This is a genomic window from Candidatus Aciduliprofundum sp. HYA1 (assembly GCF_056175085.1).
The window spans coordinates 829,975-856,885 of record NZ_CM149694.1 but is presented as its reverse complement, the minus strand read 5'-3'; the positions used below and the strand labels follow the sequence as shown (position 1 = coordinate 856,885).

General features: G+C 46.0%; 24 protein-coding genes. 9 read left to right on the top strand and 15 right to left on the bottom strand.

The window, feature by feature from the left end; all coding sequences use genetic code 11:
* The first annotated feature begins 18 nt into the window (after positions 1-18).
* Positions 19-717, top strand: coding sequence for a DUF72 domain-containing protein (locus tag AC0S1O_RS04650; RefSeq protein ID WP_475393171.1), 699 nt, complete (start codon positions 19-21; stop codon positions 715-717).
* On the opposite strand, the gene AC0S1O_RS04645 is transcribed toward AC0S1O_RS04650, so the two are convergent.
* The 5 genes from AC0S1O_RS04645 to AC0S1O_RS04625 are packed head-to-tail and all read right to left on the bottom strand — an operon-like array spanning position 680 to position 7,430.
* Positions 680-2,335, bottom strand: a complete 1,656-nt coding sequence (locus tag AC0S1O_RS04645) for a site-2 protease family protein (RefSeq protein WP_475393170.1) — start codon at positions 2,333-2,335, stop codon at positions 680-682. The two genes, AC0S1O_RS04650 and AC0S1O_RS04645, sit on opposite strands and share 38 nt — an antisense overlap.
* Positions 2,332-4,974 (bottom strand): alanine--tRNA ligase, encoded by a 2,643-nt coding sequence (gene alaS, locus AC0S1O_RS04640; protein WP_475393169.1) that lies wholly within the window; start codon positions 4,972-4,974, stop codon positions 2,332-2,334. The genes AC0S1O_RS04645 and alaS overlap by 4 nt, the downstream gene beginning before the upstream one ends.
* Positions 4,975-4,998: 24 nt before the next feature.
* Positions 4,999-6,204 carry a dihydroorotase gene (locus AC0S1O_RS04635; protein WP_475393168.1) on the bottom strand — a complete coding sequence of 402 codons (1,206 nt, stop codon included), beginning with the start codon at positions 6,202-6,204 and terminating at the stop codon, positions 4,999-5,001.
* Positions 6,194-6,799 carry a TIGR00296 family protein gene (locus AC0S1O_RS04630; RefSeq protein ID WP_475393167.1) on the bottom strand — a complete coding sequence of 202 codons (606 nt, stop codon included), beginning with the start codon at positions 6,797-6,799 and terminating at the stop codon, positions 6,194-6,196. The genes AC0S1O_RS04635 and AC0S1O_RS04630 overlap by 11 nt, the downstream gene beginning before the upstream one ends.
* Position 6,800: 1 nt before the next feature.
* Positions 6,801-7,430, bottom strand: a complete 630-nt coding sequence (locus AC0S1O_RS04625) for a 7-carboxy-7-deazaguanine synthase QueE (protein ID WP_475393166.1) — start codon at positions 7,428-7,430, stop codon at positions 6,801-6,803.
* Between the two features lie 72 nt (positions 7,431-7,502).
* On the opposite strand from AC0S1O_RS04625, the gene AC0S1O_RS04620 reads away from it, so the two are divergent.
* Genes AC0S1O_RS04620 through AC0S1O_RS04610 form a run of 3 tightly spaced genes read left to right on the top strand, consistent with a single transcriptional unit; the run spans position 7,503 to position 9,854 of the window.
* Positions 7,503-7,922 carry a hypothetical protein gene (locus AC0S1O_RS04620; RefSeq protein ID WP_475393165.1) on the top strand — a complete coding sequence of 140 codons (420 nt, stop codon included), beginning with the start codon at positions 7,503-7,505 and terminating at the stop codon, positions 7,920-7,922.
* Positions 7,919-8,935 carry a PIN domain-containing protein gene (locus tag AC0S1O_RS04615; protein WP_475393164.1) on the top strand — a complete coding sequence of 339 codons (1,017 nt, stop codon included), beginning with the start codon at positions 7,919-7,921 and terminating at the stop codon, positions 8,933-8,935. The genes AC0S1O_RS04620 and AC0S1O_RS04615 overlap by 4 nt, the downstream gene beginning before the upstream one ends.
* Complete coding sequence (locus tag AC0S1O_RS04610; RefSeq protein WP_475393163.1) at positions 8,925-9,854, top strand: M24 family metallopeptidase; 930 nt, start codon at positions 8,925-8,927, stop codon at positions 9,852-9,854. The genes AC0S1O_RS04615 and AC0S1O_RS04610 overlap by 11 nt, the downstream gene beginning before the upstream one ends.
* Here the strand turns inward: AC0S1O_RS04610 and AC0S1O_RS04605 are convergent.
* Genes AC0S1O_RS04605 through AC0S1O_RS04595 form a run of 3 tightly spaced genes read right to left on the bottom strand, consistent with a single transcriptional unit; the run spans position 9,823 to position 13,175 of the window.
* Positions 9,823-11,244, bottom strand: a complete 1,422-nt coding sequence (locus AC0S1O_RS04605; RefSeq protein ID WP_475393162.1) for an MATE family efflux transporter — start codon at positions 11,242-11,244, stop codon at positions 9,823-9,825. The genes AC0S1O_RS04610 and AC0S1O_RS04605 overlap by 32 nt on opposite strands.
* Positions 11,245-11,293: 49 nt before the next feature.
* Positions 11,294-12,295, bottom strand: coding sequence for an AmmeMemoRadiSam system radical SAM enzyme (gene amrS / locus AC0S1O_RS04600; RefSeq protein WP_475393161.1), 1,002 nt, complete (start codon positions 12,293-12,295; stop codon positions 11,294-11,296).
* On the bottom strand, positions 12,252-13,175 hold the full coding sequence (locus AC0S1O_RS04595; RefSeq protein ID WP_475393160.1) for a thiamine-phosphate kinase: 924 nt from the start codon (positions 13,173-13,175) through the stop codon (positions 12,252-12,254). The genes amrS and AC0S1O_RS04595 overlap by 44 nt, the downstream gene beginning before the upstream one ends.
* A gap of 58 nt (positions 13,176-13,233) precedes the next feature.
* Between AC0S1O_RS04595 and AC0S1O_RS04590 the strand changes: the two genes are divergently transcribed.
* Entirely contained in the window at positions 13,234-13,689 is a 456-nt protein-coding gene (locus AC0S1O_RS04590) for a hypothetical protein (protein WP_475393159.1), read from the top strand.
* Positions 13,677-14,144 (top strand): DUF2240 family protein, encoded by a 468-nt coding sequence (locus tag AC0S1O_RS04585; RefSeq protein WP_475393158.1) that lies wholly within the window; start codon positions 13,677-13,679, stop codon positions 14,142-14,144. The genes AC0S1O_RS04590 and AC0S1O_RS04585 overlap by 13 nt, the downstream gene beginning before the upstream one ends.
* Here the strand turns inward: AC0S1O_RS04585 and AC0S1O_RS04580 are convergent.
* From AC0S1O_RS04580 to AC0S1O_RS04570, 3 genes are read right to left on the bottom strand one after another with little or no spacing between them, the layout of a single operon-like run.
* A complete protein-coding gene (locus tag AC0S1O_RS04580; protein WP_475393157.1) occupies positions 14,139-14,897 on the bottom strand; it encodes a tetratricopeptide repeat protein in 759 nt (252 codons plus the stop codon). The two genes, AC0S1O_RS04585 and AC0S1O_RS04580, sit on opposite strands and share 6 nt — an antisense overlap.
* 24 nt (positions 14,898-14,921) lie before the next feature.
* A complete protein-coding gene (locus AC0S1O_RS04575) occupies positions 14,922-15,452 on the bottom strand; it encodes an NUDIX hydrolase (RefSeq protein WP_475393156.1) in 531 nt (176 codons plus the stop codon).
* Positions 15,442-16,707, bottom strand: a complete 1,266-nt coding sequence (locus AC0S1O_RS04570; protein WP_475393155.1) for a hydroxymethylglutaryl-CoA reductase, degradative — start codon at positions 16,705-16,707, stop codon at positions 15,442-15,444. Before AC0S1O_RS04570 ends, AC0S1O_RS04575 begins: the two co-directional genes overlap by 11 nt.
* A gap of 102 nt (positions 16,708-16,809) precedes the next feature.
* On the opposite strand from AC0S1O_RS04570, the gene AC0S1O_RS04565 reads away from it, so the two are divergent.
* The 3 genes from AC0S1O_RS04565 to AC0S1O_RS04555 are packed head-to-tail and all read left to right on the top strand — an operon-like array spanning position 16,810 to position 23,181.
* Positions 16,810-20,964: a protease pro-enzyme activation domain-containing protein gene (locus tag AC0S1O_RS04565; RefSeq protein ID WP_475393154.1), complete on the top strand. Its 4,155-nt coding sequence runs from the start codon at positions 16,810-16,812 to the stop codon at positions 20,962-20,964.
* 42 nt (positions 20,965-21,006) lie between these two features.
* Positions 21,007-21,942, top strand: coding sequence for a hypothetical protein (locus AC0S1O_RS04560; protein WP_475393153.1), 936 nt, complete (start codon positions 21,007-21,009; stop codon positions 21,940-21,942).
* A 39-nt stretch (positions 21,943-21,981) separates the two neighbouring features.
* Positions 21,982-23,181 (top strand): isocitrate/isopropylmalate dehydrogenase family protein, encoded by a 1,200-nt coding sequence (locus tag AC0S1O_RS04555; protein ID WP_475393152.1) that lies wholly within the window; start codon positions 21,982-21,984, stop codon positions 23,179-23,181.
* Between the two features lie 20 nt (positions 23,182-23,201).
* Here AC0S1O_RS04555 and AC0S1O_RS04550 read toward each other — a convergent pair whose 3' ends face one another.
* The 4 genes from AC0S1O_RS04550 to AC0S1O_RS04535 form a co-directional block, all read right to left on the bottom strand.
* A complete protein-coding gene (locus tag AC0S1O_RS04550; RefSeq protein WP_475393151.1) occupies positions 23,202-23,834 on the bottom strand; it encodes a PLDc N-terminal domain-containing protein in 633 nt (210 codons plus the stop codon).
* Between the two features lie 65 nt (positions 23,835-23,899).
* A complete protein-coding gene (locus AC0S1O_RS04545; RefSeq protein WP_475394470.1) occupies positions 23,900-24,397 on the bottom strand; it encodes a 3-isopropylmalate dehydratase small subunit in 498 nt (165 codons plus the stop codon).
* Positions 24,398-24,416: 19 nt separating this feature from the next.
* Positions 24,417-25,676 carry a 3-isopropylmalate dehydratase large subunit gene (locus AC0S1O_RS04540; protein WP_475393150.1) on the bottom strand — a complete coding sequence of 420 codons (1,260 nt, stop codon included), beginning with the start codon at positions 25,674-25,676 and terminating at the stop codon, positions 24,417-24,419.
* A gap of 5 nt (positions 25,677-25,681) precedes the next feature.
* A complete protein-coding gene (locus AC0S1O_RS04535; protein WP_475393149.1) occupies positions 25,682-26,839 on the bottom strand; it encodes a citrate/2-methylcitrate synthase in 1,158 nt (385 codons plus the stop codon).
* Positions 26,840-26,911: the final 72 nt, after the last annotated feature.

The following is a 26,911-nucleotide window of genomic DNA, read 5'->3' as shown; positions in this document are numbered from 1 at the left end:
TACTTTAAATTGCAAAATATGCACATAGGCACCTGTGGATTTCCGGTTGCAAAGAAAAAATATTTTGAAGAGTTCAATGTTGTTGAAATTCAAAAAACATTTTACACACCAATATCAAAATCCCTTGCCCAAAGGTGGAGAGACAATGCACCCGAAGATTTCATTTTCACGCTTAAGGCACCCCAAACGATCACCCATCCAACGTCGAGTCCAACATATCGCAGATACAGGGGACCCCCCGGAGATTTTGGTTACTTCAAAAGCAACGGGGATGTTATGCTCTCGTGGAAGAATTTTGCAGAGATTGCCAGAATTCTAAAGGCCAGGGTAATAGTATTTCAAACCCCTGCAAGTTTCAGGCAGAATAAGAGCAATATTGAAAACATACTCAATTTCTTCGATAAGGTGGAAAGGATTACCACATATGGATGGGAGCCAAGGGGCAGATGGGATTTGGAGGTTGTGAGGGAAATATGCATGGAGGCAGATCTGATTCATGTGGTCGATCCATTCAAAAACAGGAGCGTATGGGGCGATTTCTCCTATTACCGGCTTCACGGCATAGGTGGTTATAATTACAGGTACTCTGATGAAGACCTGCAGAAATTGATGAATCTGGCAAAAGGGGAAGATTACATTATGTTTAACAACACCCGTATGTGGGAAGATGCAAGAAGATTTAAACTCTTACTTGAATCCAGACAGCCCGGTAATTGAGCATGTCCACAGCAAGAATCGTGGTTTTCCCCATAACCACAAAATGTAAGGTGGCAGATGCATTCCCCGGTATAACCATTGTTTCGTTTTCCAGCATCGGTAAAGAGGAACTTGTTATGTTGAAGTAAACACCATTTAGGGCCATAAACTGTACTGTGGAGATATTTCCATCGTTGACCAGTGTGGTGTTGAAGGAGAAGGAGTGCACCACATCTGGCTCAAAATGCAGAGTTCTGCTTTCATTCAGGCACAGCAAATCCCTGTGCCACTCCATCACATACCCGCTTCTGGTTGAAAGGGATACGGTTATTCTATGCACTCCACTTTCCTTCAATTTCAAGATTGCACTACCACTCCAGTTTCCACCTGGATCCAGCACAAAATTGAAGGTTGAATTTGATATGTAAAAATCACCCCCTATGGTTATGGTTGTATTCTCCTTCATCTCACCATTGTTAACCACCATAATATGGATGGTTGTTGAATTTTCAAGGTTTTCAACCAAGATTCCACCATTTAAATTCACGGAGAGCTGCATATCCTCGTGGAGGGTAACCATCTGCATGGGCACAGGTACGAATGTAACCGCAAGAAGCAAAAATCCAGAGATCGCCAGAGCCCATCTCTTTTTATCCAGTTTTGTGATGTCGTTGAGGGGTGGTGGATGATTCAATCCCAGGAAAACCACCAGGAGGGCAAAGATTATCCAGCCGGGATACCAAATTCCGAGTATGAAGAGAATTGCAGCAAAGGCATAACTCACATACTTTGTATTATCTCCAGCAATCGCCCGAGCCACGTGCCCGCCGTCCAGTTGTCCTATGGGAAATAGATTTATGGCAGTGACCACAAATCCCACCCATCCAGCCATGGCCATGGGATGTATGAACTCTGGGGAGGGCATGAAATAGGAAAGCACGTTGTAAATTATTGGAACATTGAGCAGGATATACCTGTTTGTTTCCGTTATATTAATCGCTGGAGGATTGAGGGTACCCAAGTACATACCCAGTAAAGTTACAGGAATTGCCACTATGAACCCGGCTATGGGCCCCGCCAGTCCAATGTCCACAAGGGCCTTCTTATCGGGGATGGGTTCTCTCACCGATATGAACGCTCCAAGTGTGCCCAGCAGGGTGGGTGCAGGTATGAAGAAGGGTAGGGATACCATAACATTGTGCCTTCTGGCAGCAAAATAATGTCCCATTTCATGCACACCGAGAATGGTCATAAGTGGAAGGGCAAAGTAAAGAAAACCACCCACTATTTCGTTTACAGTGGTTGATGGACCGTAGTATGTCACGTAGTAACCCATGCCAACCCATATCGTTGATGCGAGGGTGGCCAGAAGGAGGACCACGTTCACCCAGAGACCCAGAAATTTTCTTTTAGGCGTTCTTATGACCACAAGAACATATTCACCCGTCTCTTTCCTCACTATGGGAACCATCTGTCTTTTCTTGAGTTCCAACCTCAATTTCTCAAAATTTCTTTCAAATTCGCCCTCATCGCCGGGGGTAAAGTAGAATTCAAGATGATCCTGTGTGATTCTGAAATCGTAAACGTTCAGGTACTTTCTCACGATGAAATTTACCTCTTCCACCTCTGGATTGATCATTTCAACCCCAGCAATTCTCTCGCCCTATTTAATCCTTCCTTGACCCTCTCCCTTTTGCCTCTTCCCTGGGCGAAATCATTCTTACCCCCGCCCCTGCCTTGCATGGCTTCTGCAATTTTCTCGGCAATTTCCCTGGCATTTGCGCCGAATACAACAAAACTTCCATCCTCTCCTATAAGCACTCCTCTTTTTCCCTCGCTGGCAAGTCCACGGGCCAGAATACCGAGTTCTTTCATTTCAAGGGGAAGAAGTTCCGCAATTATGTCCCTGTCTTCAAGTTCTCTCTTTATGGACTCCGTCCTTTCCCTCTTCAGCCTGTCAATGGTCTTTCTCTGCTCCTTCCATTCATTGAAGAACCTTTCCACACTCTCGGGCAGTTTCTCCCACTGTACACCCAGAACATCTGCGCTTCTCTGCAGGGTATCCTCCACATGGTGGGTATGCTCAAGGGCGCTCAAACCAGAGGTGTAAATTATTCTGCTAACACCGTCCTGAATGCGCTCGGTACGCATAATCTTCAGAAATCCTATCTCGCCCGTGTTGCGAACATGGGTACCTCCGCACGCCTCAACATCGAAATCCCCAATCCTAACGACCCTTATCTCCCTGCCTGGGGGAATTCCTCCCTCATAGAGCACAAATCCATATTTCTTCTCCGCCTCAGTACGATTCATAAACTTAGCCTCAACAGGTATGCATGAGGTTATTATGCGCATGGCCTCCTCTTCAATTCTTCTTATCTCCTCACGGGTTATGGGTTTGTAATGGGCTATGTCAAATCTGCACTCGTGCACATCCTTCTGGGTACCGTGCTGCCACACATGCTTTCCAAGAACCCTGCGGCACGCGGCAAGAAGAACATGCTCAGCGGTGTGATTCCTCATCAACCTTTCGCGACGCTCCCAGTCAATAAAGCCCTTGATCCTCGCTCCCTCAGGTATATGGCCCTCTATGAGGTGCACAACCACATCGCCGTACTTCTGAACATCATTAACAGGATACCTCCTACCCCCATACTCAAAATATCCCCTGTCCGACGGCTGGCCACCTCCCTCCGGATAAAAGACCGTTGAATCGAGAACAATCTCACCGTTCTTTGAGTAAATGACCTCAGCCTCAAATTCCTTCAGGTATGGATCCTCGTAATACAACTTCCGCGTGGCGGGCAAATCGTAACTCCTTTTGCTCTTCTTCTTCCTTGCTGCTTTCTCGTGCCTACCTGCAACAAGTCCGTGAAAATCCCTTGGAATTTCAACCTTCACACCAAGCTCTTCAGCCACACCCTTAACGATATCCGGTAAAAGGCCATGGGAATCGTAAAAGAGGATGAGATCATCCACATCTATTTTTCCCTTCTTCTTCACGTGTCTCTTCACTATCTCCATACCCTTTGATAGCGTTTTTCTGTACCTGGACTCTTCAAGTTCAAGTTCTTCCAGAACGATGGGAAGCATGCTCGTATCCATTATGTCCGAGAACCTGTGAACGTGCATTTCCACGAGTTCTCCAATGCTGGCAGGATTGCCCAGATCGTCCAGAAGTTTCAACGTTCTTCTTATCAGCAACCTTGCAAGATAACCCGCCTGGGCATTTGATGGAACTATTCCATCTGTGAGCATAAATGCCAGACTTCTTGTATAATCAACCACAGCGTATATTTTCTGAAGGGGTACGATGAACTCTTTGTATTCCTTGATACTTGAATCAGATGCTTTCAGAACCTCATTCACAAGAGTTTTTTCATCTTCAATTTCTATGCGTGGTGAGATCAGGGCAAATTGCTTCAGTATAAGATCCCTGCGCTCGTTTCTCTCAATGTTCAATCTTCCCATCAACTCCCCTATCATATCTGGATAAATCGCATCATAGATGGTGGGTGTGCCCTTTGAGGCCCAGACAAACCTTTCAAGGCCGTATCCGGTGTCCACAACCTTAACGGGCATCTCAGAATAGCGAACTCCATCGATCTCCACGTTGCCCCTTTCATCCTCCCTGAGATTCATAAATACCAGAGTTGCAAGCTCCAAACCCCCGTAAATGACCTCAAAACTGGCACCTGCATTGCCCCCTCCGATCCATGGATGCTCCTTGAGCACAACCTTATCCGCCTCTCCGCCCAACTCTTCAATGAGTTTGAGGGCGTATTCCACAGTTTCATCCTTCCAATACACCCATTTATCAGGATAGTTGAATGCGTGGTGTGCCATCATCTCAAATCCGGTCAGATGCCTTCCCGTTTTTCCCACAGAATCAACATCAACCATCCTTATGCACGGCTGCGAAATAACAAGGGGATTTGCAGGCGGAGGTGCCAGGCCAGAGGTCACATGTGGCTGAAAATCGTAGATGGATGCGTTCACGAGGAATACATCATCCCTCCACCTTGCCACCACGGGATAACGGGGTATGGGCTCATGCCCTCTCCTCTTGAAGAAATTTATGAATGCAGAGCGCATCTCTTCAATGGAGTACTCCCTGTTGAAAATCGGCTCCTCTAAAAATTTGTACTCTCCGCAGGGTGCCTCCGTGCATGTGTCCCTTGGCTCCCTGCTCCAGAAGTAGGAGCCGCACTTCTTGCATCTGTATCTCTTCCAGCCATTTTCATGGAAGAACTGCAGGTCCAGTTCCCTCTCAAGCATGGATTTGGCAAATGAGCCAATATATTAAAATTTATTCCCCTCTATCTTCACAAATTTTCCCATTCTTTCGCCAACAAATTCACCATCCTCAATAACATACTCTCCTCCCAAAATCACGGTATGCGGGTATACGGCCTCAAAACCCTCATAGGGAGTCCATCCGCACCTGTAATGCAGGTCCCTGCTTCTCACCCTCCTCACCTCGCCGAAATCCACAGCGATCAGATCTGCATCGTAACCCTCTTCAATTTTTCCCTTCTTTATTCCAATGAGTTCTGCAGGCCTCTCCATCAGTACTTCAACCATTCTACGCAGGGGAATTTTTCCCATTCTCATCAGCCGCATAAAAATTGGCACGTAGGTTTCCACCTCGGGTATGCCCGCAGGAGCGTTTGAAAAATCCTCTTCCTTCTCCTCAATTGTGTGGGGAGCGTGATCGCTTGCCACAATGTCTATTCTGCCACTCAGTAACTCCTCCCACAATTTCTCAGATATCCATCTGGCCCTAAGTGGTGGATTAACCTTGCCAAAGGAGCCCAGCGGCATATCCCTGTGCAGCAGGAGATGATGGGGTGTGACTTCGCATGTGAACCTTCCAATCTTGCACATATCCACAGTATCCACAGAACTCACATGGGCGATGTGAAATTTACCCATCCCAAGAAGGGTTTTCACAGCACGAACCTCGCAGTTCTCAGGTCTCGCGAGGTCATGCTCCTTCAAATTCGTGCTCTCCTTTTTTATGCATTCATCCAGTTCGGCATGCGCCGAGATGAATGAATTGGGTACGGAAATCACCTTAGAACCCCTTGCACCTGTGGTCTCTCCCATGTAGAGCTTGAAAGCGGCATTGTGATCTTTCATCATTTGGGCATTTTCGTTTAGAAGAAAATAAAGGGAAAAATCAACATTTGCCTTCCTCCTTACAATCCTGAGTTTTTCGCTGAAACTCTCCACATCCGCGACTGGAGGATTTGTGTTGGGCATGTCCATTACGAATGTGATCCCTCCAAATGCAGCACTCATTGTTCCCGTGTAGAAATCCTCCTTGTGCTCGTAACCCGGCTCGCGAAAATGGACGTGCAGATCAATCGCTCCGGGGAAAATTATGCCTCCTATTTTCTTCGCTCCTGGAATGTATTTTTTCACCCTTTTTATCCTTCCCCCATCAATTTCAAGTGCCGCGTCTATTATCTCTCCCCGGTGGTAAATTCTTCCCTCAATCTCCAATTTCCTTCCTCCTTACCCTGCCCCTTGGTTCCTCTTCTTCAAATATCTCGGCGGAGAATGCATATACCCTTGTATTCTCATCAAGCCAGCAATCCATTGGCAAGCCAGCCTTCCAGCAGGTCTGAGACAAAAACTCCTCCACATCCCAGTTCCACTCGACGGGCACCTGGGGAAGTAACAAACCCTTGTAAAATCCCCTTTCAACTATGAGCCCATGTCTTCCTATGATTACCCTGCTCAGCAACTCTTTTCTACTTTTCACCCTTATTTCCTCAGGGGGAGTTAAAAGCGATACTTCAAAAACCACGCTATTCAGTTCATCCCTCGTAAGCGGTGGAAATCTCGGATCCTGGAATGCGGCTGCAAGGGCGGATTCCACCAGCGCTTTCTTTAGTGGAAACACGGGCTCTGGAAAACCTATGCATCCACGAAGATTCCTACCGGGATAGGTGGATATTGTGGTAAAAACTCCGCCTTTCTCCTCAAATTTTTTTGGAAACTCAATTTCAGGAACGCGCCTTCTATTCAGATACTCTTCCACAACCCTTCTCGCGGTTTTCACGGCAAATATTCCCTCCTCATCTGTGTACATCATTTCAAACACCCCTTTGCTCACCCCATATTATCTTGTGCAATTGTGGAAGCACACGTACGTTCATACGGGAGTTCAGAACCCTCTCAACAAGCCATTTCAAATCGGTACCTCCAACAGGCTGGAAAACGATTTCCTGCCCTATTTTATATCTCTCAATGATCTCCCTTGCATACTCAAAGTCCCTCTCATCGGCAACCACAAATTTTACAAAGTCCTTGGGGCCCAGATAGTCAAGGTTCTCAAATCTCATGGCCTTTTCCATCCTCGATGATGGGGTCTTTATATCCAAGGAAATCACGAGATTCTCCTCCGTGGGCAGTTTATCAATAAGTATGGACCCATTTGTTTCCAAGAGAACTCTGTAGTTCTCCTTCAAAAGGATATCAATGAGTTTGTACACATCATCCTGAAGGAGGGGTTCACCTCCAGTTATGCAGACCCATTCCACACCCGCATTTCTCACATTTTGCATGATATCCTCAATGCTCATATCCTCTCCCTCGTAGAACGCATATTTTGTATCACACCACTCGCATCTCAGATTGCATCCGGTGAGGCGTATGAAGAACATTGGCACCCCGATGTATATGCCCTCTCCCTGAACGCTCAGGAACATCTCATTTATTTTCATTGATGATGGAATTGTGCCCTATCTTAAATCTTTTTCCATACGTATAAATATTTCAAAGGCATTAATGCAAAGGTGAAGTACATAACCTTTGTATCCCGCGAGGTGTGGCCCGCGTTCAACTCCATATACGCCTACACGAAACTGAAAAATAAATTTCCCCCAAAGATTCTCATCCTCCACACGGAGAAGGGTATGGCAGAAAAACTGGAGGAGAAAATAAGAGTGCTCTACAGGGAGAACGGGAAGGATGTGAGCATACAGAGGGTGAAAATTGATGATTCTGTGGAAGAAATGAAGAAAATCATAAGGGATCTTGTGGAGAATGGAGATACGATAGACATCACGGGTGCAAGAAAGAGCATGCTTCTGGCCCTCATAGACATTCGTGGCGTGAAAATAGTGTACCTTCTCCTCAAGGACATGAGATTCTCCCAATACCCCTTCATGATGCGCCCCCTGTCCCTCCAAGAATTCTCGGAGGTGGAGAGATGATCATATCCAAGGAGGAAATACATGTGCTTCTCAACGAGTTCGTTGTAAAAGGGATGAGAGAGGCAAGGGTTGAGTATCCTCCTTTCCAAATTCCACTTTTCACGCTAAACCTTGAGAATTTCAAAGTTGAAGATCTACTCACCCCGGGCGATATGGACACTGCACGGAAGAAATACGCAAAGGGCGAGTTTCTGCGCAGGGATCTGCCAGATTACTACGATCTCCTTGATTCCTTTCTGTCCTCAGCCCTTGTTGATTTTGAAAACGAGGAAGAAATAAGGGAAGAATTCAAAATACTGCGCGATTCGATGAAGAACAAGAAGGTTTACATAAGGCCTGTGTTCATAGGAATAGATACAAATATTGCATATTATCGGGTTGTATCAAGGCACCTTGGAAAGGAGTTTGAGTATGTGATAAGCCAGATAGTGGTTGATGAGGTGGATGCGAGGATTCATACAAAGTATACGGGAAAGATGCTCTACCATTTTGAGAGTTTGCCCTATCATTCCATAATGCACGAATTTGCCAACGGAAGCGTAAAGGAATCAAGAAAGGCAAAGAATGCCATGAACGAAATTTACTACCTCTTCGATGTACTTGATGCCCTTCGGACAGGGGAAAGCACAGATACCAGGGACAAGGAGATAAGGGATAGGGAGATTGCAAAACAGTATGAGGAGTTTGCTGAGAATTTCCATGGTGAGGTTGTGCTCATAACCGCCGATAAGGACATGGTATTCCACGCCCAGGCACAGGGATTGAGTTCCATCTACTACAAACTGCCCCACAGAATCAACGTGGATAGGATTGATCCCTTGAAAATTTCAAATCTGTTCTATGACCTGATAACAAATTTTGGAATCTTGAAGATCAACGATACCATAATACTGGCAGAATGGAGGGGCAAGGAGGTGGATGATTATCTGAATGAAAGGGTGAAAATCTACAATGTGGATGAGCATCTAACTAAGGAAATAAGGGTGTGCAGGGGTGTGATGGATGAATTATAGGGAAATGCGGGCAAGATTGGTTGGCTCTTACGGCAGGTTCGTTTTCTTTCCCGATGACCCCGAGGTGCCAAAGATTGTGAGCACGAAGGCGTTCACGCACTTGGTTGTGGATGAGGAGATCACACTTTACGCACATCCGCTCATGGAGGAGCAGATTGAAGACGAACTGGAGGAGGAGTACGAGGTGATTTACGAAAGACCGGATTTAAGGGGAGAGTACTTTGTAAGCCCGTACTCACGAGCGGGAAATTTAAGTTTCAAGTTCAAAAATGGGGAGGAGATACTGAAAAGGGCCATGCGAAAACCCTTTGAGGAGGAGATTGAAATAATAAGAATTATGAATGAGCGCATAAATCTTGCATTGGGCGAATTCTGGAACGAAATCTCAATAGGTATGGATCTGAGCGAGGTAAAGGCAATTCTGGAATCCAAACTGCTCAAAAATGGCATTGAAGGATTTCAGCATCCAAGCATAGTGGCCTTCGGGCCGAAGAGCAGGTATCCCGCGCCACACACCCATTCGGGAAAGGTGGAAAAGAATGGAATTCTTTACATAGACAGTACCCCATTTTTCAAGGGCTATCCCATGAATTTTTCCCGGGTAATATTCACCGGAGAGAAGAGGGAGTGGATTAAATCTTTGGAAAGGATAAATTCAATGTACGAGTCCCTGGGAAAACTCATTGAACCGGGGATCTCCTGTAACACCCTTGATGAGAATGTGAGAATCATTGGTAATTTTCCACACTACAGTGCCGTACCCTCCGCAGGGTTCTATCAGCCCTTCGCACCCGGCGATTGTGTGATTGAGGAGAATATGATAGTGACCATTGTGCCCTCAATATACCTTAAGGATGGCGTGATAAGGGTAAAGAGAAACATCCTTGTCAGGAGAGGGGGACCCGAGTTCTTGATTTAGGCTTCTTGATTATCTTCTTTAACCAATCCCCCTTGAAGTAGAAAATTGCCCCGATTCCTGCGGATACCATGTTGGATATGGCCATGGCAAACCACACGCCCACCATTCCCATACCCACACCAATGGATAGGGCAAAGTAAGCGGCCAGTGGAATTCTTATTCCCCAGAGTCGTGAAACGCTGAGCACGAAACTCTGAAATGTGTGTCCTGAGCCTGTTAAAATGGAGTTTATAACCCGAAATATCCCAAAATAGGGTATTCCTATCAGAACTATTGAGAGAAATACCCCTGCACTTTTTATTATATCTGGATTATTTGGCACGAAGAAGGCAATTATGGGTTCTCTAAACACATAGATTATGCCTGATGCAATTAGAAGAAGGTAAAACATAAAAAATATGCCTGTCTGTGCAATTTTCTTGGCCCTGGATGTCAAATCTGCTCCGAGGGCCTGGCCAAGCATTATGCTCACCGAAGATGCCAGACCGTTTACAACCACGAACATCATATTCACAATACGATTTGCCACACCGTAGGTTGCAATCGCCACCTCGTAGTTTGGAAGATGGGCCAGAATACTTTGAATTATGACAAAGCCAAGGGCCATTGCACTCATGCTGAAACTTGAGGGCAGGCCTATGCGGAGTATGAATTTCACACTCTCCCATCTTGGTAAGAAATCCCTGAGTTTTGGCTTCAATCTGAGTTTTCCCTTGAATAGTAGGTACAAAAGCCATACCGCTGCTATCATTCTCGCTATCACGGTTGCAGTTGCCGCACCAAACACACCCATTCTCGGAAATCCAAGTAGACCAAATATGAGAATTGGATCCAAGATTATGTTTATAACCACCGACACTCCACTTATTATGAGAGGCGTTACCGTATCACCCTCCGCAGATATTACAGCACCTCCACCCATCACCACGAACATGAATGGAAGTCCAAGAAATATTATGGATCCGTAGATGGCAGATGTTTGAAGCAGAGTTCCCTTTGCCCCTATGAGTTCAAATATGGGGTATGAGAAAACCGAGCCTATGAGCGCCATTATTGTTGCAAGAACTATGACTATGCCAAAAATCTGACCCGTGTAATGGTTCGCCTGCTCCCTATCATTTGAACCGATGTACTGGGATATTATGGGTATACCTCCCCTCCCCAGCCCTCCTGCAAAGGATATGAAGAAAAAAACCACGGGCCATGTGAAATTTATGGCCGCCACAGCCACCTTTGCCTCCTCCTGAGGTAGGCGGCCCAGCCAGAACATATCGGCCAGGTTGTAAAGGGTTTGCAGAAGGCTGCTCAGCATCATGGGCCAGCCTAGGAGGAACATGGTACGTATAACTCCGCCTTCGAGTATCTCCTCCCTGCTCAATCGCAGTGCCACGAAGCCCTAAAAGGATAAAACTTATTTTAATGTTTGCGTATAAATGCAATTACAATCTAACATTTATCCTTGCGCCACATTTTTTACATTTTCCATCTCCCGTCAGTCCTAAAATTCTGGTGTTGTAGTAGACCCTTTCAATCAGGAGATTCCCACAGTTCGGGCAGTAGGTGCTTTCGTATTCAGGCTCCCAAGTGTTGCCAAGATACACGTATTCCAGTCCCACCTCCCTTGCGATTTCGTAGGCCCTGTGAAGAGTCCTAACCGGGGTTGGAGGCTTATCCGTGAGTCTGTACATGGGAAAGAACCGTGAGAAGTGAACAGGTATCTCTGGACTCAATCCGTACACCCACTCCACAAATCTCCTTATCTCTCCTTCCCCATCGTTCAGCGTTGGAATTATGAGGTAGGTGAGTTCAACATGAATTCCCAAGCGATAGGCCCTTTCAACGGTCTCCAGCACAGGTTGAAGTCTTGCCCCTGCGATTTTTCTGTAGAATTCATCATTAAATGCCTTGACATCTATGTTCATTGCATCAAGGTACCTGGCAATTTCCTCAAATGGCTCCCTGCATATGTATCCATTCGTAACATAAACGGTGTATAGCCCCTCACTCTTTGCCATTTTTGCCACATCAAGGGTGTATTCGTGCCATATTGTTGGCTCGTTGTATGTAAATGCTATGCCCTCATAATTCCTGGCCACCTGCATAAGTTCCTCCGGGCTCATCTCCCTTATGTATGGAAACTCCATTCCAACCTGACTTATCTCCCAGTTCTGACAGTGCTTGCATCTCATATTGCAGCCCACCGTGGCAACAGATAGAACCTGGGAGGTGGGCTTGAAATGAAAGAGGGGTTTTTTCTCTATTGGATCCACCGCCATTGAGGATACGCTGCCATAATTGAGCGTGTAAAGCTTACCTCCAATATTCTTCCTGACCCTGCAAACGCCCACCTGCCCATCCCCGATCACGCATCTGTGTGGGCACAGATTACACCGAACCTTATTGTCTTCCAATTTTTCCCAGTGCCTGGCTAAAATGAGCATAACCCTCACCTTCAATTTTTTTATTTTCCTTCCATACCCCTGCATTTTTCCTCTCAACAACCTCCCCTATCTCCTTGCCAATCACACCACGCTTGGCAGTGTATATGAGTTCGTACTCACCACCAAACATTGTTGCAAGGTACTCCAAGGGCAGGTTGTAATCCTCTGAAACCTCATAGGCAAGTTTGTGTATGGGAATCCTATCAAAATATATTCTCAGCCCATATTTCTCATTCCCCATAAATTTAACAGATGCAAGCAAGCCGTCGGATAGGTCCATGCATGCGCTTCCAACCTCTGAAATCTTTCTACCCTCTTCAATCCGGGGATTCACGTCCAACAGGTACTCAATGCCCTCATCATGCCCGTTTTTCCAGAGAAAATATCCAGCGGCCTGCTTTCCAAGTTCTCCAGTAACAAAAACCCGCTCACCATTCTTTAATGCGTTCCTTCTCAAGATTCTGTTGGCCTCCACATGACCAACCGCAAAGCCGCTCATTCCCACGCTTTTTGACTCTTTGAAATCTCCACCGTAATAGGGCACACGGAATCTCTGCAAGATACTGTTCATTCCCTCAACAAAGGATTCCACATAACTCCAGTCCACATCCTGCGGGAAGGCCATGGAGGCCATGAATAAATCGGGCAGCCCGCCCATTGCAGCAATATCACTTAAATTTATGGATGCGAAAAAGGCTCCAACCCTCTCGGGGTTCCATTCTCGCATGAAATGCACACCCTCTCCAATGAAATCCACGGTATAAAGCTGGTAAATATCTCCCATTTTTATGTAAACGCAATCCTCATAGGTTTGTTTCTTTCCAATTATTTTCCATATCCCGTCTATGGCCCTTCGCTCACCCATGTGCCTCAGTTGCATCGTGCTACGCATGACCTTGCAACGATAAAGTTTTTACTCCATACACACATACTTCCCCGTGGAATGCTTGAAGATATATCCTGTGGCGCATGGAAAAATTGACGGAAAGAGTATTGAAAACTTCGTGGACTCCTTCAATGGAGATGTGCTATATCTCATAGACGTGGACTCCCACAATGGTAGGGAGATGAACTTCAAGGTTTACGATGAGTTATCGGGACTCTTTGAAATGTGGATAGATGCGGCTCCAAGAAGACACTACGATGTTATGGACGTGCTCGTAATTGGAGGCACCAAGGCGGTGATCACGCCCCATTTCACAAGGTGGAAGGAGATAGCAAAGGCCATAGAATTAACGGAGAACACGATTTTGAAATCATACAATATGGAGGAAATTGAAAAATTTCTGAGTATGGGGGGCAAAGATATTATAACATCCGCGCGCATGGCCCCACTTGTGCATGCCAATACCTATGTGCTAAAAGGAGGTGAGGTCTGCCCATGGAGGATCTGAAAAGGGTGGTTGCATTCGTGGTGAAGCGGAAGGGAAGGGAGATAAGGGAGGAGGATTTTGTAAATACCCTGTCCTACGATATGAAGTGGATTTCTCCAAATTCCGCACGCGCACTGTTCAAGGTGGCCGTGGATACCCATCTCATTGAGAAAAAGGATGAACATTACGAGCCAACCTTTGAGATGAAGGGACTGATCCTGCCCCTTGATTTTAAGGTCACCGAGGAGAATGTTGCCAGGTATTTCACCAAACCGGATATTTTCACAAGGATAATGGATCGCCTGACATCCAGCCTGAAGAGGAGCAGAAGGGACATACTTATGGAAATAAACGAAATCAAAAACAGGATGAAGTATGTGAGCATTGAAGTGGCAGCCCTAATTTACTGCAAGGAAAACGGGATAGATTGCTCCGAATTTTACCCAGAGGTAGAGAAAAGAATAATGGAATTATAAATTGGATGCACTCTCGGTGAATTTTAAAGCCTTTTCCACATCTCCCTTCTCCATATATATGTCTGCAGCCACTTCGTAGATCTTTTTCTTCAGTTCATCATCTCCATCCTTTTCAAGCATGGATAACGCCTTTTTGATAAAATGGAGAGCCTCGTCAAAATAGTCGTCTTCAAGGTAGTACATGGCAAGATGGTAGAGTGTCTCAACCTGGGCTCTTATATGTCCCTCCCTCTCAAACAGATCAAGGGCTCTGTAAAGATAGTCCAGCTGTCTCATATCATCATAAAGCAAGGCAAAATTTGAATATACCGCACCAAGGGCAACGTTATCCCTAAGATTACGAAATATTCTCTCTGCCTCACCAAAATCTTTCTCAGCTTCATCCCTCATGCCCAGAAAATAATGTAAGAGACCAAGATTGCTCAAAATTATACCCCTCTGTTTCTTATCCTCCTCAACTTCAAGCTTACCTTCAAGTTCCTCAATATCGCTCTGAACTCGCTCCATGAACCTTTTGACCTCTTCCACATTTTCCTGAACCTTTTGATTCTCAATCCCCTCAGTGTTGTCAAGGGCCATCTGAAAATATTTAAGGGACTCTCTTGGATAGTGGAGAAAATAAAGGCATAGCCCTGCAAGATTCGCATTGTAGGCTATTTCATCCCTGGTTGTGGAATTTTCCAACTCGTCCAGAAAGAGTTCAAGCGCCCTGCGATAATTTTCCCTGTTGAAGTATTTCAGCGCATTCCCCATACGCGGTCCAAGCATTTATACAATTTAACACTTTCCAAGGTATCTTTTCAGAGCGTAAATCCCGCTTAGCACGTTGGCTCCAAGAATAAGATCCCCAGGAAGAGAAAAGAGATACTCATCAACATTTACCCATGGAACCTTAATTATTTCTATCTCCTCCGTGGGTTCAAGATTTTGCTTTGCAACCATTTTCACATCGGGTGCGTAAAAATAGTAGGCCTCCATTCTTGTTAGCCCCTGACAGATCACTCCCCTGAAGAGGAAAATTAGTTTCTCTGCTTCATACCCCGTTTCCTCCAAAAGTTCTCTTCGGGCACATTCCTCCGGATCCTCATCATCAACCAGCCCTGCTGGAAGTTCAATAACATACCTGTTCAAGGGAAAACGGTAATGCTTCTCCAGCAGGATTTCTTTATTTTCCGTGAGCGCAATCACCACCGCAGTTTTCGTATGATTTCCAATTTCAATGCTTTCCCATATTGCACTTCCGTTGTAGTCCCTTCTAACACGCAGAAACTTGCCCCTGAAAACGATCTCGCTTCTCTTAATGTTCATTTTTTCTCAGTTCCTCCAGTATCTCCTTGGCACGATCAACACGGACAGTTCTCTCGGCCACAAGTTTCTCAGCGACCTTGTCAATTTCCTCTCCCTTCGCTCCTGCCATGACAGCGATGTTTCTAGCATGTAAACTCATGTGTCCCCGCTGTATGCCCTCCGTGGCCAGAGCTCTTAGCGCTGCGAAATTCTGTGCAAGTCCCACGGCGGCGAGAATTTCTGAGAATTCCCTCGCACTCGTTATGCCCAGAATCTTTCTTGCGATTTTGGCCTTTGGATGTGTGCTCGTTGCTCCCCCAATAATCCCAACGGCCATTGGGATCTCAATGCTTCCCACAAGGTTCCCCTCATCGTCTTCCTCGTAGGTGGTTAGGGAGGTGTACTGTCCATTGAGAGCGGCGTAAGCATGCGCTCCCGCCTCCACCGCGCGCCAGTCGTTGCTTGTGGCGATTAGCACGGCATCTATCCCATTCATTATTCCCTTGTTGTGTGTAGCCGCTCTGAATGGGTCCACACGGGCAAATTCATAGGCGTACAGGATACCACGCACTGTTTCCTCACCAATCACATCTTTCCTCCACACCGCGCGGGCCCTGGCAAGGCGATATATGGCCAGATTGCTGAGGATGCGGAGATAGACCTTGCCACCAGTTATATCCTCTATATACGGAGCCAAAGCTTCTGCCATGGTGTTCACCGCATTTGCGCCCATGGCATCTCTGACATCCACATGTAAATGGATAACAAGCATCGGCCCCAATTTTGAATCCAGCACCCTCGCAGTTATGTCCCTGCACCCTCCACCGACCTTGACGAGCACCGGGTCCTGCTCGTTGGCAATCCTCATCAACTCATCTTTATGCTCAAGAACCTGTAATTTTGAGGAGAAAGGGTCTTTCAGGCCAACAACCTGAATTTGGGAGATCATAATTGGCTCGGTGGAGGATGTGAAGAATCCGCCTCCGGGCCTTGCAAGTTTCGCCGCGTGGCTTGCCGCGGCAACCACGCTTGGCTCCTCTATGGCCATGGGAATTAGATAATCTCTTCCATTGATCAGAAAATTCGTTGCGATGCCCATTGGCAATTCGGTCATTCCTATTACATTCTCAATCATCCTGTCTGCCAATTCCATACCCAGATGCCCATTCAGAAGAAAGTTTGCTTCCTCATCACTCAGATTCGCAAATTCCTTCACGATTTTGAGACGATCTTCCACAGGCAACTTGTAGAATCCGGATATGCGTGAGGATTTCATAGGTGGGTTATTGGCTGTTCTCTATTAAACTTTTTTTTGGTTGCGAGTTGCGAAAGGTATTAATAATATTGTTTCATTTGATAAGTTTATAAGGTGATTCGTATGAGTTTACTGGGTGGGAAGAAAAGATTGTTCGTATTTGCCATTATCCTTTTGTTGGTCATAGTGAACATGGCCACATTGATCAATACACCACAGAGAGTGAACAGCCCCAGGGAAATATCCCCTGGAAAAATGGTCATTTACACAAAAGGTTTCAATGCAGATCTGGCAAAACCTGAAAATTATATAGGTTCTCCAAATCCTGGGCAGAAAATATATATGACCATAGCCCTCAAATGGAGAAACGATGATGATCTGAATAAGACCCTATGGCTCATAAACAATCCCAGATCTCCTCAATACCACCATTTTCTCTCTTGGAAGGAGTTTAAAAATAGATATGCACCCTCAGAAGTTGTTTACAACTCAATTTTAAAGTGGTTGAAAAAGGAAGGATTACACGTGCAATATACATACCCCCTAAGAAATTCCATAACGATATACGATAGTATGGGAAAAATAGAACGTGTGTTCCACACCCAGTTCGGCATTTACAGGGGGGATGGCAAGCATCTAAGAAAAGAGTATTTTGCCATATCAAAACCCATAGAATTCCCAAGTAACTTCATACCTTACATATTTGGAATTGATGGACTTGACAACGCCACAAGGTATCATCTAAACTATTTTAAGGCCTCCTCTGGTATAGATTATCTCAGTGGAGCAGATGTTGCAAGAATGTACCATGTTTATGAGTTGTACAATGATTCTGCCTCAGGGGCAGCAAGTACAAAGCATATATTTGCCACTGGACTTCGCGTGGCTACTGTACTATGGGAAGGTGCCGATTCCTCTGGAAACCAGTATGCTCCATTTGATCCGAGTGCAGTGGGTTATTACTATGGTCATGTGATTCCCTCTTGGATTCAGAATTTGGGTGTGAATTCTACAATTCATTACTACGGCACAAGCGGTACTGTGGCTCCAGGCAGTAATACAGATGGTCAAGTTTCTGTGGAGAATGAACTTGATCTCGAAATGGTGGGAACTTTAGCTCCAGGAGTGGATGCTTACTGTGTCTATGGACCTGGAGGAAGTAACGGAGGACCTTCAGAGTCTAATTTCCCAGATAATGAATACGATTATATAGCAAATACCCTTGCTACAGACACATCTGCAACACTGGTGGCTGTTAGCAATTCGTGGGGTGGAGGAGATGCTACGGGTTCTGCAACCACAGACAACGATATAAAGGCTCTTAATGCTATGGGAGTAACAGTTCTTGCCTCCTCAGGAGATGACGGAGATACCAATTCACCAAGTTATATTTCAACAGATGCTCATTCGTCATTTGGTGTTATTGCAGTTGGTGGCACCACGCCATTCCCAAATGGGTATGATATTACCACTCTTGATGATGAAGCCACAATGGGATATAATACAAACCTTGCTGACCCCAGAAGCAGTGAGATAGTGTGGTACGATATTTCAAGCACAAATAGTGCTGGTGATCACTGGGGCACTCAGAGTGGTGTGAGTTCTACATATCCCGAGCCATGGTTCCAGCAGGATTTTGTAGGGAGTATAATAAGTAATACTGGAAGCACAGGAAGGGCCACTGCAGATATATCCGCAATGGGTAATCACACCCTTATCTACACCAGCAGTAGCAATGGATTGCAGTGGAGTTATGTGGCTGGTACCTCCGTAGCCTGCCCCGTCACCGCAGGAATGATTGCAGAGATGGCCGCCTATGTGGGTGTGCAGTACGGAGTCTCAGATCATGGATTTGGATATCTTCTACCAACAATATATCAGCTTGGAAATGATTTCTACAATAATGGAAAGTACAGTTCCTCTCCACCATTCTTTGATGTGACAGAAACTCCCAGCGGGTATCACAACGGAGAAACCGCCTACGATGCCCGCACCGGCTGGGACCTTGCATCTGGATGGGGAGTTATAAATGCCTGGGAATTTGTGCACGATATCGGATTTGTGCTCAGTGCCTCCACATCCTCAGCCACCATATCTCAGGGACAGACTGCCTCTTATACGATAAATGTGGCATTTCCGTACATGTGGACATGCGAGGTGGGGCATTTCACGGTGAGCGGCCTACCTTCCGGTGCAACTGCAAGCACGTCGGTGGAATACGTGCATCCTGCCGGTAATGGCACAGCTGCATCGGTCACCTTGAACGTGGCCACCCAGCCGTCCACTCCCACAGGTACATACACTCTAACCTTCTATGCGTATTCCTACAATCACACCACTGGCCATTGGGGTAATCTAACTCAGAGCGTGCAGCTCACATTGACGGTAAATTCTGCAAATGCACCGGATCTTACAATAACCTCAATATCCACTTCCGCGAGCACAGTTGATGAGGGAAAGAGCGTCACAATATACGCCACGGTGAAGAATGTTGGAAATGAAGATGCCAGCAATGTTTACGTGGGCTTCTATTATGATAATGTTTCTGCAAGTACCCACATCGGAAATGCCTCCGTGGGCACTCTGGCAGCGGGGGCAAGCGCAAATGTTCAGATTACGTGGGATACCACCGGGCATGTGGGAACGCATACTTTGATTGCCTACGCAGATCCAGACAACATAATAGCTGAGAAGAATGAGACGAACAACTCTGCATCTACCACGATAACCGTAAATGGATATGGAGTATCTCTCTCAGTAAATCCAGCATTGGCCACCGTGCAGCCGGGCAACTCCGCCACATATACCATAACGGTGAAGAACATTGGAACTCTCCAGGATACCTTTGATCTGAGCACATCTTCGGTGGCAACGGGGTGGTCTGCATCACTTTCAGAAAATTCAGTCACACTCAACGCGGGGGCGAGCACAACGGTTACCCTGACAGTCACTGCTCCAAGCACCGCAAACAATGGAGATTCGCAGTCTGTAACGGTTACCGCGGTTAGTGAGGGTAATTCAAGCAAGAGTGATAGCGTTACCACCACAACAACCGTAGCAACGATATCCATCACTGAAATGCACATTTACTCTCACCTGGATGCGGTGATAAATTACACCACTTCCGAGAGCGTAAAAACCTACATAGAATATGGAATTGGCCCGAACCATATGAATATGCAGACACCGGAAGAGAGCAGTGCGAGCATATATCACGAGGTGGCAATAGAGAATCTCACTCCGGGAATGAGGTATTATTTTAAGGTGTATATGACCGATGGTACCACGAGCGTGTGGAGTAACATATATAGCTTCACCCTCAACGGTACAAATGATTTTGAGACCAGTGATAATGGGCAGTATCTATATAACTGGCATACCGTGGCTTGGAATTATAGCACTGGTAACAGTGAACCGAGCATATGGCAATGGGGCTCTCCCAGCAACGTTGGACCAACATCTGCACATTCTGGAAGTGATTTGATAGGCACAGTGCTGAATGGAGATTATGGGGTAGATGAGCAGGTACAGGTTTTGATGACTCCTTGGATGGATTTCACAAACGCGTCCTGGGTCACTCTTTCATTCTATGCATGGTATGACCTTGAAGCAGATTCCAGTGGAATGTGGGATGGCGTTACCATGGCTTTTGAAAATGATACCGGTAGCACATGGTGGCTCTTAGATCCAAATAACAATGCTTCTCAGTACGATGGTATATGCGCATCTGATCAGGGACTCAATGACACATACATATTCGGGGGCAACTCTGGAGGATGGGTACTCAAAACCTTCAACACCAGTGCAATAAATGATCCAAACGTGAACAGGAACCTTCTCGGACATAAGGTTCGCTTCATATTCTACTTTGAAAGCGACGAATCTGTGCATAATTATCCTGGATTCTACTTTGACGACATCCAGGTGAAGGCAGGAATTCCACAGTACCACATATATGGATACGTCAAAGATTCCAGCGGGAACCCGGTGAGCGGAGCAACAGTTTGGGTAAACGACACCACCCTTGGCATAACCTATGAAACAACCACAGACAGCAATGGATACTATGAGATTTACACACACAACTGTATGGGTGGGGATAGCATAAGCGTGGATGCAGAGAGCACGGGTATGAAGGGAACAAATTCAGGTACGATGAGCAGCACAACAACCAATCTACAAATAGACGTAACTTTACAGGCCGTACCAGAGCTGAGTTTCCTTGCACTAACCGTGTTCCTGGCAATTGCGGTGCTTCTTCTTAGGAGAAAAAAATAATTTCTCACACATTTTAAATACTCTCCCATTCATATCCTTTTTGTGAGAAAGGAGATCAAGGCTGCACTGGTACTTTCACTTTTATCACCATTCTTTGCAGAGGTACTCAGCGGTTCAACTCCTCCATATCAGGTGATTTCAGATCCACTATCATTTCCATCACTCTGGGCATTTTATGGCTCTGGAGTACTCCTGTTTCGCGAACTGTGGATCCGAAAAAACAAAACTCCCGGTGGAATCATGATGCTGGGATTTGCCTATGGCATTTTAGAAGAGGGTGTGTTTATAAAATCATGGTTTGACCCCAAATGGCCGGATCTGGGAATACTCGGAAGATACGGAAGATTTATGGGCATAAACACAGTATGGGCAGTATGGCTCACCATTTTTCATGCATTTATGAGCATATGGGTACCCATAATGCTGTTCGAACTTCTATTTCCAGAACTAAAAAACACAACCTTCCTCAAGAAAAAAAGCGCCATAGTCCTTTTATCAATGTACCTGGGCATGGGAATTGTAATGAATCATATTCTGGACAATTATCATCCACCATTAATTCCATATTCCCTGACAGCGATGCTTGCCCTATCATTCATAATTTTGGGGACAAAGCTCAAACTACCTAAATTACCCAAGATATCTGAGAAAAAAGCCTTTCTCCTTGGGATAGCATACTCAACGGCATTGTTCATAATATTTGTGCTCATTCCATATACAACTATCCCTTCAGAGGCTCCAATAATTTTAGGCATACCTCTCGGGATTATTTTTTACATTATTCAAGTAAATCAATCACAGAAAGTTATCCATAGCCTTATGCTGGGCGCTCTTTCATTCTGGCTTCTTTTTATGGATCTCGCTTTAGCTACCATGGGCCATCTTGCCGAATTACCTCTGGGATGGGGAACCTACATTGCAATTCTATATGCATACTTTAAAAGATACAATTTTACGAACTCCAACAAAAAGCGGTAAGTTTAATTACTGAATTCCATTATTGCAATTGGTGATACAATGTATGAGCAGGAGATTAAGGCAGCGGTGGAGCATTTTGAAAGTTTGCTCAGAGAGCAGCTGGAAAGGGTACAGAAAATAAGAAACGAGGGGGACTGGATTGATTATTCAAAGCTTCCAAAAATAGTGATAGGGGTTGCGGGAGGAGATGGAATAGGTCCATACATCACGGAGCAGACACAGCGCGTTCTTGAATTCCTTCTGAGGGATGAGATCGCCACGGGAAAAATAGAGTTCAGGAAGATTGAAGGGCTCACCATTGAAAATCGAGTGAAGCACATGCAGGCCGTACCTGACGATGTGCTTGCGGAGATCAAAAAATGTCACGTGCTCTTAAAGGGTCCCACAACCACTCCAAAGAAGGGTGATCCATGGCCAAATATTGAGAGTGCCAATGTGACTATTCGCCGGGCCCTGGATCTGTTCGCCAATGTTCGTCCGGTACGTGTACCAGAACTGGGCATTGACTGGGTATTCTTCAGAGAGAACACGGAGGGTGCCTACATGCTGGGATCAAGGGGCATAACAATAGGCAACGATCTCGCCATGGATTTCAAGGTCATTACGGAACCTGGAGCTGAGCGTATAATTCGCCTTGCATTTGAGTACGCAAAGAAGAACAATCGCAAAAAGGTGACAGTTGTAACAAAGGCAAATGTGGTCAAGAAAACCGACGGGCTTTTCCTAGATGTGGCGGAGCGTGTTGCAAAGGACTATCCTGAAATAGAATGGGATGACTGGTTCATAGACATAATGACTGCAAAGCTCATTGATCCTGCACGCCGCTCACAGTTTGATGTGATTGTCCTTCCAAATCTATACGGAGATATCCTCACCGATGAGGCCGCCCAGATCCAGGGAGGTGTTGGAACGGCCGGCTCTGCGAACATCGGAAAGAGATACGCCATGTTTGAGGCCATACATGGCACTGCATTGAGAATGGTAAAGGAAGGCAGGGCAAAGTACGCGAACCCAATGAGCATGATAAAGGCAGGAGCAATGATGCTTGAGCACCTTGGTTACAAAGAGGAGGCAAAGCGCCTGAATATGGCCATAGACATATGCACGGTGTACGAAAAGAAAATCGTAGTAACTGGACGCAGTGATGGCGCAACTGGCGAGGAACTGGCGAACTACGTTATGGAAACCTTGAAGGACCCAAAACTGGAGGAAAGGTGGAAGAAATACACCTCCCCTTAAATTTTTAAAAAATGAAAAAATTACCGGACTCTGTTTTTTGGTCTGACTATAAGCCAGATTATGAGTCCGATTATGTTCAGCACTAGAACCACCAGAAACCATACCAGTCCACTTTTTCCACGGCGCCTTGCATCTCTGTAAACCCAGATCAGTACCAAGAGCCATACCACAAAAAATAGCATACCAAGGATACAGGCCTTTCCTCCCATACTACCAAGGAATTCACCGAATGATAGCTCAACATCCTTTCCATATTTCAGAGAGTAACTGAAACTGACCGGATTTGGCGTTGCGCTTTCCACCACAAGATAATACTTACCTCCAGAAGAACTGTTAACGTAGTACTGCACGTTTGCATTTTGAACACTCAGAACAGAGCCTCCAGATAGATAGACAAATCTCTGCCCGGCCGCATATTTCTGAAAATTGCTTTCTTCCAAAAGATACGCATTCACAGGTCCAGTTGCCTTTATGGTGTACTTTATGCCTCCACCATTTGGCAGGTCAATTGTATGATACCAGTACTGGTTTTCGGTTATGCTCACATTATCAGAATCACTGTTCACGTCCTCTCCAAGTGCCACTGGTGTCACTAATAGAGCCACAAAAATAAGGCTCAGTACAATACCCATAACACTATATTTTCCATTCACGATAGCCTCCTCCCACAAATAACATTAGAGTTCAAAAAATAAAAACTTTGTGGATAAGAGAGAAATTAATCCACCTTGAAGTCCCCGTGCTTCATTATGTGCTCCACTATTCCCCCATCCTCAAGAAGCCGCATCATGAAAGGAGGAATAGGCGTGCTCTGCAGCTCAATTCCCTTGGTAAGGTCCTTTATTATGCCTTTTTCAAGATCAATCTCCAGTTCGTCGCCCTCGTCGATTTTATCCGTATCGGCAACAAGGAGGGGAAGACCTATGTTGAACGCGTTGCGATAGAATATCCTCGCAAAACTCTTTGCAATGACACAACTAACTCCTGCAATCTTGATTATTCGTGGTGCATGCTCCCTGCTGCTTCCCAGACCGAAATTGTTACCGGCCACTATTATGTCTCCAGGCTTAACCTTCTTTGGAAACTCAGGATCCGCATCCTCAAGCACATGCTTCGCAAGTTCGGGCAGATTTGTGCGCAGGTGGAAATAGCGCCCAGGAGCGATGTGATCCGTTGATATATCATCGCCAAACTTCCAAACTCTTCCTTTTATTATCTTCTCCATGCTCATCACCTCACAGATACTCGCGAGGGTCTGCAATCTTACCCTCTATGGCAGTCGCAGCGGCAGTTGCAGGTGAAGCAAGGTAAATCTCCGCATTTGGATTGCCCATTCTACCCTTGAAGTTGCGGTTCTGCGTACTGAGCACCCTTTCGCCATCTGCGAGAACACCTTTATGTATGCCAACACAAGGGCCACAGCCAGGAGATTCTATGGCCGCTCCTGCCTCCACAAACTTCTCCAGGAGCCCCTCTTTCAATGCCTGAAGATAAACGCGGCGCGATGCTGGAATAACAATGAGCCTGGTTTTCTTATTGACTTTATTTCCATCAAGAATTCTGGCAGCAACGCGCAGATCCTCAATGCGGCCATTTGTGCATGTTCCAATGTAAACCTGGTCTATCCTTATATTCTCCTTCCTGGCCTCCGTTATTGTGCGGGTATTGTCAACGGTATGCGGGAATGAAACCGTTGGCTCAAGCTCGCTGACATCAAACTCGTATTCCTTCTCAAAAATCGCATCCTCATCGCTTTTTATCTCTCTGTATTTATCTCCCCGGCCCATCATTTCCAGATATTTTCTGGTAGTCTCGTCCGGTGGGATCATTCCTGTCTTGCCTCCCGCTTCAATTGCCATATTCGTTATTGTGAACCTTGACTCCATGCTCATCCTGTCAATTGTTGGTCCAACGAACTCCATGCTCTTATAGGTGGCACCATCCGCCCCAATAGTACCAATGATGTGCAGTATGAGATCCTTGGAGTAAACTCCCTCTGGGAAATCCCCCTCAATGTAAAACCTGTGGGTTTCCGGCACGCGAAGCCACACCTTCCCAAGGGCAAATGCTATGGCCACATCCGTGCTTCCCATTCCCGTGGCGAATGCCCCCAAAGCTCCGGATGTGCAGGTATGAGAATCTGCACCAACGATCAACTGCCCTGGCGAGGCCCAAGATTCTACAAGCCTCTGATGGCACACACCCTCGCCCACATCGGAAAGATACGCTCCTGTCTTCTCCGAGAACTCCCTGAGTATCTTGTGGGCATTGCTCAATTCCTTCCTGGGCGAAGGAGTGGCGTGATCAAGGAAGAGAATGGTGTTTTTTCCGTCAAATACCCTCTCCATTCCCATCTTTTGAAGAACCTGAACACTGAGAGGCCCTGTTCCATCCTGTACCATTGCAACGTCCACCTTTGCAACGACTATCTCGCCTGCCTTAACTTCCCTTCCCACATGCTCTCCAATTATCTTTTCAGCCATCGTTTTTCCCATTGTTTCTACCTCCTTTGCTCAATGGGCACATACTCAACATAATCAGGTCCGGTATAATACGCTCTTGGTCTGAAAATACGATTATTCTGTGTGTACTCGCAAACATGCGCAGCCCACCCCACAGAGCGGGCCATTGCGAACACGGGAGTGAATAGGTCACGGGGAATGCCAAGGAACTGGTACACAATGCCAGAGTAGAAATCCACATTCGGGAATATTCCCTTCTTTCCTAGTTCCCTGATCATTATCTCCTCTATCTTCTCACCTATGGATATGTACTTCCTATCGTTGTACTTATCAGAGAGGTACTCCGCGTACTCCTTCAAAATCCTGGCGCGAGGATCGTAGGTCTTGTAAACCCTGTGCCCGAAGCCCATTATCCTGCGCTTCTCCTTAAGGGCGTTGAGCACATATTCCTCAGCCTTATCAGGCGAGCCTATCTCATCAAGCATCTTCAAAACCCTTTCATTGGCTCCACCGTGCAGGGGACCCTTTAGGGCACCTATGGCCGATACAATGGCTGAATTTATATCCGAAAGCGTGGAAGCGGTTACCATGGCAGCGAATGTGGAAGCGTTGAGCCCATGCTCCGCATGCAAGATAAGTGCTATGTCAAAGATCCTGGCCTCTTCCTCATCAGGCTTCTTTCCATGAAGCATGTAGAGGAAATTTGCGGCGTGCCCAAGATCCGGATCGGGTGGCACGATCTCCTGACCTGTACGGGCCCTGTGATAGTATGCAATGATCGTTGGGATCTGGGCAATTATGCGTATGACCTTGCGCATCACGCCCTCGCGGCAGCACCTATATTGGTCAGGATCGTAGAGCCCGGCATGGGCCACAGCCACCTTGAGAATGTCCATGGGATGAGGATTTGGAGGTAGTTCCTTAACGCACTCCTCAACCTTCTTTGGAAGCACCCTCAGTTCCCTCATCTGAGTGGAGAATTCATCCAGTTCCTCCCTGGTAGGTAGCTCTCCATATAGAAGGAGATAGGCCGTTTCCTCGTAGGAGGAATACTTGGCAAGCATCTCAATGGGTATGCCCCTGTAGATCAATTTTCCCTCATTGCCATCAATTGCGCTTATTGAGGACAGCGCTGCAATAACACCTTCCAAACCCTTGGAATACTCTATTGGTCCTGAATCTTTCAAAACTCCCATAATATCATCTCCCTTAGCAAAGCACATATTGATTTCTTCTATTTTAGATTTTGGGTTTTCGCAAAAAGTATT

Bases quoted from the DNA above. Each gene is read 5' to 3' on its own strand.
- AC0S1O_RS04615 (WP_475393164.1), top strand. From the start codon at position 7,919: ATGATCATATCCAAGGAGGAAATACATGTGCTTCTCAACGAGTTCGTT.
- AC0S1O_RS04645 (WP_475393170.1), bottom strand. From the start codon at position 2,335: ATGATCAATCCAGAGGTGGAAGAGGTAAATTTCATCGTGAGAAAGTAC.
- AC0S1O_RS04540 (WP_475393150.1), bottom strand. From the start codon at position 25,676: ATGGGAAAAACGATGGCTGAAAAGATAATTGGAGAGCATGTGGGAAGG.
- AC0S1O_RS04650 (WP_475393171.1), top strand. From the start codon at position 19: ATGCACATAGGCACCTGTGGATTTCCGGTTGCAAAGAAAAAATATTTT.
- AC0S1O_RS04625 (WP_475393166.1), bottom strand. From the start codon at position 7,430: ATGAAAATAAATGAGATGTTCCTGAGCGTTCAGGGAGAGGGCATATAC.
- AC0S1O_RS04610 (WP_475393163.1), top strand. From the start codon at position 8,925: ATGAATTATAGGGAAATGCGGGCAAGATTGGTTGGCTCTTACGGCAGG.
- AC0S1O_RS04630 (WP_475393167.1), bottom strand. From the start codon at position 6,799: ATGATGTACACAGATGAGGAGGGAATATTTGCCGTGAAAACCGCGAGA.
- AC0S1O_RS04585 (WP_475393158.1), top strand. From the start codon at position 13,677: ATGGAGGATCTGAAAAGGGTGGTTGCATTCGTGGTGAAGCGGAAGGGA.
- AC0S1O_RS04535 (WP_475393149.1), bottom strand. From the start codon at position 26,839: ATGGGAGTTTTGAAAGATTCAGGACCAATAGAGTATTCCAAGGGTTTG.
- AC0S1O_RS04565 (WP_475393154.1), top strand. From the start codon at position 16,810: ATGAGTTTACTGGGTGGGAAGAAAAGATTGTTCGTATTTGCCATTATC.
- AC0S1O_RS04595 (WP_475393160.1), bottom strand. From the start codon at position 13,175: ATGCAACTGAGGCACATGGGTGAGCGAAGGGCCATAGACGGGATATGG.
- AC0S1O_RS04580 (WP_475393157.1), bottom strand. From the start codon at position 14,897: ATGGGGAATGCGCTGAAATACTTCAACAGGGAAAATTATCGCAGGGCG.
- AC0S1O_RS04570 (WP_475393155.1), bottom strand. From the start codon at position 16,707: ATGAAATCCTCACGCATATCCGGATTCTACAAGTTGCCTGTGGAAGAT.
- AC0S1O_RS04555 (WP_475393152.1), top strand. From the start codon at position 21,982: ATGTATGAGCAGGAGATTAAGGCAGCGGTGGAGCATTTTGAAAGTTTG.
- alaS (WP_475393169.1), bottom strand. From the start codon at position 4,974: ATGCTTGAGAGGGAACTGGACCTGCAGTTCTTCCATGAAAATGGCTGG.
- AC0S1O_RS04575 (WP_475393156.1), bottom strand. From the start codon at position 15,452: ATGAACATTAAGAGAAGCGAGATCGTTTTCAGGGGCAAGTTTCTGCGT.
- amrS (WP_475393161.1), bottom strand. From the start codon at position 12,295: ATGCTCATTTTAGCCAGGCACTGGGAAAAATTGGAAGACAATAAGGTT.